5 protein-coding genes and 1 pseudogene are annotated in these 7,309 nt (G+C 48.5%); 2 read left to right on the forward strand and 4 right to left on the reverse strand.

What is annotated here, in order from left to right:
• From ACLQ6D_RS05490 to ACLQ6D_RS05500, 3 genes and pseudogenes are all read right to left on the reverse strand, one after another.
• Nucleotides 1-164, reverse strand: a pseudogene (locus ACLQ6D_RS05490) (peptide-methionine (R)-S-oxide reductase); the annotation flags it as partial.
• Nucleotides 165-370: 206 nt separating this feature from the next.
• On the reverse strand, nt 371-4,096 hold the full coding sequence (locus ACLQ6D_RS05495) for a pyridine nucleotide-disulfide oxidoreductase (RefSeq protein ID WP_411726281.1): 3,726 nt from the start codon (nt 4,094-4,096) through the stop codon (nt 371-373).
• 218 nt (nt 4,097-4,314) lie between these two features.
• Nucleotides 4,315-5,301, reverse strand: coding sequence for an integron integrase (locus ACLQ6D_RS05500; RefSeq protein WP_411726282.1), 987 nt, complete (start codon nt 5,299-5,301; stop codon nt 4,315-4,317).
• Between the two features lie 176 nt (nt 5,302-5,477).
• Between ACLQ6D_RS05500 and ACLQ6D_RS05505 the strand changes: the two genes are divergently transcribed.
• Both ACLQ6D_RS05505 and ACLQ6D_RS05510 read left to right on the forward strand, forming a co-directional pair.
• The gene (locus tag ACLQ6D_RS05505) at nt 5,478-6,095 is read left to right on the forward strand and encodes a hypothetical protein (protein ID WP_411726283.1); all 618 of its coding nucleotides are present in this window, start codon (nt 5,478-5,480) and stop codon (nt 6,093-6,095) included.
• Nucleotides 6,067-6,651 carry a nucleotide-binding protein gene (locus ACLQ6D_RS05510; RefSeq protein ID WP_411726284.1) on the forward strand — a complete coding sequence of 195 codons (585 nt, stop codon included), beginning with the start codon at nt 6,067-6,069 and terminating at the stop codon, nt 6,649-6,651. The genes ACLQ6D_RS05505 and ACLQ6D_RS05510 overlap by 29 nt, the downstream gene beginning before the upstream one ends.
• Before the next feature lie 74 nt (nt 6,652-6,725).
• On the opposite strand, the gene ACLQ6D_RS05515 is transcribed toward ACLQ6D_RS05510, so the two are convergent.
• Entirely contained in the window at nt 6,726-6,929 is a 204-nt protein-coding gene (locus ACLQ6D_RS05515) for a hypothetical protein (protein WP_411726285.1), read from the reverse strand.
• Nucleotides 6,930-7,309 lie beyond the last annotated feature (380 nt).

The following is a 7,309-nucleotide window of genomic DNA, read 5'->3' on the forward strand; positions in this document are numbered from 1 at the left end:
GTGCCGGAATCGAATTTATCTAGCGATGAAAACAGCGGCTCCCCACTGACAACATCGACATATATCCCATCCCTTTTTTCGTCCCAGTACGTATTTTTGAACGGGGGTTCCGTACTTTCTTCCTGCGTTACCTTATATTGCAAAGGTGTCAGCGTTTTTTTTAGGACATCATCCGCAGGTTTACTGTAGCGCTGTCTATTCTTGTTTGGCGAGTTTTCTGTTTGCATGTTGGCACCTGGTGTCTGTCCTGCATTACTGTTTATTCCTAACAAGGTTACAGCGAACAATAACAAAGTGATTATTATTTTCATCGTTAGGCCCCTAATTTAATAACAGTAAGATCAGACATTCATCAGGTAAGTTCCCGCAACTACTTACCGGTCGCTACGCCACTCGTACCATCCTTGTTCCGTGACAGCAAATAATCCAGCCACAGGTTAGACAATTTTTCTTGCACAGTATTTTGCCTGAGCCGTGCATTAAGATGAGGGAAATCGACCCTGTCCAAATCCTGATCCTGGTTGTAACAAGAGTACACAAAGTATTCCTTACCGGTCTCAGGTTCAACATGTTTGCACAAACACTGGGCGCAGATGCCTTTCATCATGCACTGCATGGGCGAATTGATGGAACCGATAGCATGATGCGCTTTTTTTAAGAAAGGTTTCAACACATCGTAACGCGCCGTTTTAACCGCCGCCATCATCCGGTCAGAGCCGATGACGATAAGATGATCGACATCGGCAAGGGAAATGGGTTGCTCGCCCAGCTCACCCTTGGCATACGCGACCATACACTCAAGAATGTTGCCGACAAAGGTTTTGTCTTGGGGACGGGTGGGCTTGATGGCTTGTACATCGGGAGCCTTATCTACCGCCCAGATAATAATATCGGATGCGGCTTCGATATCCCCGGTCTTGAACACATCTTGCCTGTATTTATAACCGGCAAAATAAATCACGCGATTACCCGCAGCCCGTAAGGCCTTGCCGATGGAAAATAAAACCGCATTGCCCAAACCGCCGCCGATGAGCATGACGGTTTGTCCAGTCGGAATATCAGTCGGCGTTCCGGTCACTCCCATGATGACGAGTGGATCGCCCACGTTCCAATTGGCACATAAGCGCGATGATGAGCCCATTTCCAAGGCAATCAGGGAGATCGTGCCTTTTTCCTTGTCAACTTCAGCACCCGTCAATGCCAAACCTTCCGAAGTTAACACGGTATTTTCGACCACGGGCGCATGGGCTTCAAAATTCTGCACCCGGTAAAACTGGCCTGGAAAAAATTTCTCCGCTGCCATCGGCGCTTTCACAACCACCTCAATAATGGTCGGGGTCAAGCGGTTAATAGCGACGATGGTGGCAGTGAAAGCCTCATCCAGTCTAGCAAATAATTTTGCCAGAGCAGTATCGCGTTCTTTTTGCTGCGCCGGGTTTAACAGCGCCAGTTCTTTCTCAAACAGTTTGACGACATAAGGATAACCATTTTTTGCACTCGCCATCGCCTTAACGACATTACCCGCATACACCGGATGGTTGTCGCCATAAAAACTGATGTATTTGCCGTTCTTTTGGTACGAGGTCAGCGGTGCAGGTTTGCCTAGTTTGGGTGCTTCCTCATCGTGCATGGGCACTAGTGTTAATTCGCCGTTTGTCCATTCCGGTTCAAAGCGTTGGAAAAAATGCTTGTCCATCATGAAGGTATCGGGATATTCACTTTGATAAATCGTGTTGGGCGACGTACCCGCGGCAATATAAAGGCCGCGTAGAGGGACTTTCACGATCTCCCCCGAGCTTTTCCAACGGTCATCTTCCATAACCAATTTTTCAAACTCGACGGCATTAAGATGCCCGTACTCATCAGCCAATGCAATCAGCGGACTCATGCCTTCGGCGAGAGCAATCCCCTCTTCCAAAGCTTCGGCAATTTCTTCATGATTTTGGCGGTAGGCGGGGGCATCTTTCATGCCTTTCCGATAGAACAAAGTCACCCCACCCCATTTTTCGACTAACGGTTGGAAATTCGGTTGTTCTCCCCCCGCATCAGCGCGTTTGCGTTCTGTTTGAATTGCCCTGCCATGCGTCAAAAACTCATCAAGAATCAGGGTTTCTTCCTTATCGTAACGGTTTCTTACCGCACTTTCACCGTAGACGTTGACCAACGCCTCGTAACGGTTGAGAATTTTTTCGACCTGAACGGGATAATACGCCATCAGTTCGGTGGCGGTGTCAATCGCCGTCAAACCACCGCCGATAACGCCTGCTGGCAGGCGCACCTGCAAATTTGCCAGGGATGAAGCCTTGGCGGCCCCGGTCAGTTGCAGCGCCATCAAAAAATCAGAGGCTTTGCGGATACCCCGGATCAAGTTGTTTATTAGGCCGATAATCGTCGGCTTACCGGCACCGGAAGCGATACAGATATGATGGAAACCCATATCCCAGGCATCATCAATGGTGATCGTGCCGCCAAAGCGCACACCGCCGTAAGCGCGAAAGGCTTGCCGCCTGAGCAGGGTCAGGTAAATCACTTTCAGGAAGTTCTTGTCCCAGCGCACGGTGATACCGTATTCGGCCACGCCGCCAAAACCCGCCAGAATACGTTCGTCGAGTTGTTCGTACAGTTCCTTGAAATTCACAACCGGCACAGGCAGTGTGGTACTGTCGCCCGTTAGGTAGGTGGGCAATGGCTCAAGTTTTAACGCATCTATTCCGGCAACGCCAAAACCTTCATTCAACAAATAATGGCTCATGGTGTAACCGGCGGGGCCCAAGCCCACCACCAACGCATTCTTACCGTTATAGGGCAACATATAAGGCCGTTTGACGTTCAACGGATTCCAGCGCGTCAACAAGCTGTAAATCTCAAAGCCGTAAGGCATGAATAACACATCCGTCAACACATTGGTTTCAATTTGCGGAATGTTGACCGGATCAGTTTTTTGATAGATACACCCCTTCATGCAATCGTTGCAGATACGGTGCCCGGTACCTGGGCACATGGGATTGTCGATAATGACAATCGCCAACGCGCCAATATTGTCGCCATTGCGTTTGACCAGATGCATCTCGGAGATTTTTTCATCCAGTGGACAGCCGGTCGTCGTCACGCCCAAGGGATCGACTTTAAAGAGATTGGTTTTCTTGTTAATCATGCCTTTTGAGCAGGAATCCGTATCGCGCTCATGACAATAAATACAATGATCGACTTCCGACAACACTTCCCTTTGCTGAAAACGCGGGTCAGTCAATTTAAAACCATCGCGGCGACGGCGATGGTTTAACTCGCCCATCCAGGCCGTGAATTCACCTTTATTGACAACGTCGTGTTCGACCAGATGATTAAAATCGCGCTTTTCAGGAAATTTAAAACTGAGCCAGCCCTCAGTAATATGCGGATCGTTTTGGGCGACAAAGCTCCACTGCTGCACACTATCCATTAAACCCTGGACAAATTCGGCTGGGTCTTGAAGATCAAGGATATCTTTGAATTCCACTACGGCCTGTTGATGTGCCGAGAGTTTATTACGCAGAACCTGCACAGCCTCATCAGCATTTGCGTAATCACTCTCTTTGCCTTTGGCAATGAGCTTGTAATGCGCCGACAACAAGCCGATGGCAGCACCCACACGCGCTACGCGATGCTCGGAATCGCTGTCCTCTACCGCTTCAGGGAAAGCTGCGGCAACCAGCAGATCAAAACGCCTGTTGATGGCGGCCTTATCCCAAGTGTTGACATCCTGATCCTTAAAAGCCAGATTCAGCTTGGCGACGACTTCATTTTTATAGGTAAAAATAGTCGCAAACTCGTCTTTTATTTTTTCGGCCTGCGCCTGATGTTGTTCAGTCACGTTAAATAAAGTCGCAACAAACTGCCCGACATAAGGCCCCATACTGACCAATAAATCGGATAGAGCCTCAGGTTCAAGACTCTCACCTTGATTTTGCCGATAAGCAGCGAACCGGTTGAATAAGTCGGCATCATGCTGTTTTACGGACGCATCGAACACATCCAACAAATCTTTAAGACGGCTAGAATCATAGAGATCAGGGTAAGTAAAACCAGAAATTCCAAGCGTGAGGTTGTTTTGTTCCATAATTCCTAAGTACGCAATGCCCAACACAGACCCTACTTGTCCGGGGCAAGATTTAGTACGATCCCTTGAGATCGGATGAAAAGTTTGATTAAACAGGATACTATAAGTAAATATGGCGTTATTTACTACCGTTAATGATGGTCAAGGCTTAGCCACCCGCAGATTAACACTTGCTTAGAATCTAATTGCTTAGCCCATCCTGATAGACCACATGACCCTCACAACTGATCCAATGGACTCAATACGCCCCTACCTCCTTTGTTCAGCACATGCGTATAAATCATCATCGTACTGACATCCACATGCCCAAGTAGTTCCTGCACCGTACGAATGTCATAACCCGCCTCCAGCAAATGCGTGGCAAAAGAATGCCGCAACGTATGCGGCGTGGCGGGTTTTACGATCCCCGCCGCCTGCACGGCTTTCTTCATCGCCCGTTGCAACAGCTTCTCATCAATATGATGACGACGCTCTCTGCCACTGCGTGGATCAACTGAATAACTGCCGGCACAAAAAATATACTGCCAAGCCCAGTCTGTTGCAGCGTTAGGATATTTGCGGTCCGTCGCATCCGGCAGAAAAACCTCTGCCTTGCCGATGCGTTTGTCATCTTCAAACAACGCCCGCCGTTGCACTAGATGCGCCTGCAATCCTACCACCACCGAAGACGGTAACATTGTCACCCTATCCTTACCGCCCTTGCCCTCACGCACCAGAATCTCGCCACGCTCAAAATCCACATCCTTAACCCGTAAACACACACATTCCATCAACCGCAATCCGGTACCATACAACAAATTTGCCATCAGCCCATACACACCCTTCATCCGCACCAGTACCTCCCGCACCTCCGAGCGCGTCAACACCACCGGCAAACGTTGCGGGCGCTTGGCGCGCACCACATTGCCCAGCCACGGCAAATCCACCGCCAACACCTCCTTGTACAAAAACAACAGCGCCGACAACGCCTGATTTTGCGTCGAAGCCGACACATTCCCTTCAACCGCCAGATGCGTCAAAAACGCATCCACCTCCACCGCACCTATTTCAGCAGGATGCCGTTTGTCCAGAAACAAAATAAATCGCCTGATCCACTGCACATATTGCGCCTCAGTACGAATGCTGTAATGCTTGACGCGAATGCGGTCACGCACCTGGTCAAGCAGTTTAGGAAGGGTGATGTGCGGTGTAGGACGGGTTTGCATAAAAAGGTGTTAAGAGTAAATAGAAATGTTGCTATCGAAAAATAAATCAGATACTATCATGAAAAATCGAAAGATTGGTAAATGAAATACACCTATTTTTTGGTTTTACGCAGTATTACAAAACACCTAAAAAGGTGTCTACTTTGCGTTAGGCTTCGGTTCCGTTAGAGCAACGTATGGCAAAAGTTCCAATTGAAGTTGTCCTTGTGGGTGAAAAGGGACTCGCTGACCTTCCCGCTGCAATTGCGTTGGCGAATTCAGAGCAAAATGAGTTTCTGTTTTCATCTGCTTCCGACGATCTCGCTAGACGGTTACAGATGCGCACATTTGAACACAATAAGATTTCCGAGTTTTTCGATCAAATGGAACGTATCCGCACTGAGGTACGAGGCTATTACCCGTTCCTAATTGCGGCAATTGATTCTGAATTGGAAGGAAGCAGATTTGGAAATCTATTTGGTAGCCACCGCGCTGAGAAAGGAATTGCCGTCCTTACGACATCACTTGTCCCCGATGTCATTATCCCGACTGACCGAATGGTTGCCTACTTTATATATTACTTTGCGAGATATGCGCTCAGCTTCATTTCCCCAAACCATCGAAACCACGACGATTCGCGTGGATGCGTATTTGACCGGAAGATCGACAAACAGGATATCGTCAAAAGTATGCGAGCACGTGCGCTTTGTGACGAGTGTAGGCGTAACCTTGTTAGCGGCGATGGGATGCTATCCGCCTCTCAGTTTTCCGCCCTTGAAAATCTATTTGCTTTGGCTGGCCCGAATTCTCAATGACGGTTTGGAGCGTGATGGTCGAGCCCGTATATTCATTGGTTCATCGTCCGAAGGCCTGAAAATAGCGAATAAGCTACAAGAACTGCTGGCTAATGATTTCTCGGTGGTCGTCTGGAACCAAGGAACAGTCTTCGGTCTAGGCACTTCCACACTGGAAGCTTTGGAAGCAGCCGTATTGGAGTTTCACCACGCCGTTTTCGTGTTCACACCGGATGACCAACTGCACACTCGGGGAGAAACCAAGCCTGTAGCCCGAGATAATGTGCTTTTCGAACTGGGTATGTTCATCGGAAAGTTGGGCCGTCGAAGAGCTTTTGCCGTTCACCCTGGTAAACAGGGAATAGCTCTTCCAAGTGACTTAAGCGGCATTACCACAGCACCCTACGATCCCGAAGAACGTAATTTGGCGGCTGCACTTGGTCCAGTCGCGAACCGGATTCGCAAATCCACTGAGACAAAACAACTACCGATGTTCATGCGCGGCGTAACCCGCCGAATGTGGTATCTGTCGATATGGCGGATTACGACGCGCCCAGAGGACAAACAAAACGGATAAGTCGTATGTTTGCGCGTCTCGGCAACCGCTCCATGCGTTGCCCTACCTACTGCATCCATGCAGTCGTAATTCGCCTACGCTAAAGCATCCTGAAACCGCTGATAAATCCTCCCAAAACTGCCATTACTCATCAACACAAAATGTCCGCCATAACGCGCTTCCAATTTGAGCTTTTCGATGATTTCATCCAACGTCTGGCAGATTTCAATATTCCCGGCATATTTTTTCAGGCCGCTTAAATCCCAGCCCAGGTTTTCCGGTTGGTACAAAATAGCCAACTACATTATGTGATGAATTTGCCTGGATTATAGGGTTTAATTTTTCAACCTATAACTTATAGCGCGTGGGATGCCTAAGCAAACCGTCACAGTTAGTGACGCTAGGTGGTATAAATCACGTTAGCTAGTTTCGGTTCATTGCGCTAAAATCAGCACATTGACGTTGAAATAATCGGCGAAATCAGGCATCCAGAAACTTTTGCCCGTGGCTCAGGTATCAGGGAACTATTAGGCTGGGTTATAAACCCGGCTACAAGTTATACCAATCCCAATAGATTATCATATTAATAAAGCCCATTTACGGGAGCAAAGATTTCGGATGGTGTCGGGTTGGCTGGCGAACTGGTTCCATGCGTGGCAACACACATCAACGATCTGGT

This window comes from Methyloglobulus sp. (assembly GCF_046714055.1).
In the GTDB taxonomy this organism is placed as follows: domain Bacteria; phylum Pseudomonadota; class Gammaproteobacteria; order Methylococcales; family Methylomonadaceae; genus Methyloglobulus.

Coding starts and splice junctions, on each gene's coding strand:
- ACLQ6D_RS05495 (WP_411726281.1), bottom strand. CDS start 4,096: ATGGAACAAAACAACCTCACGCTTGGAATTTCTGGTTTTACTTACCCT.
- ACLQ6D_RS05500 (WP_411726282.1), bottom strand. CDS start 5,301: ATGCAAACCCGTCCTACACCGCACATCACCCTTCCTAAACTGCTTGAC.
- ACLQ6D_RS05505 (WP_411726283.1), top strand. CDS start 5,478: ATGGCAAAAGTTCCAATTGAAGTTGTCCTTGTGGGTGAAAAGGGACTC.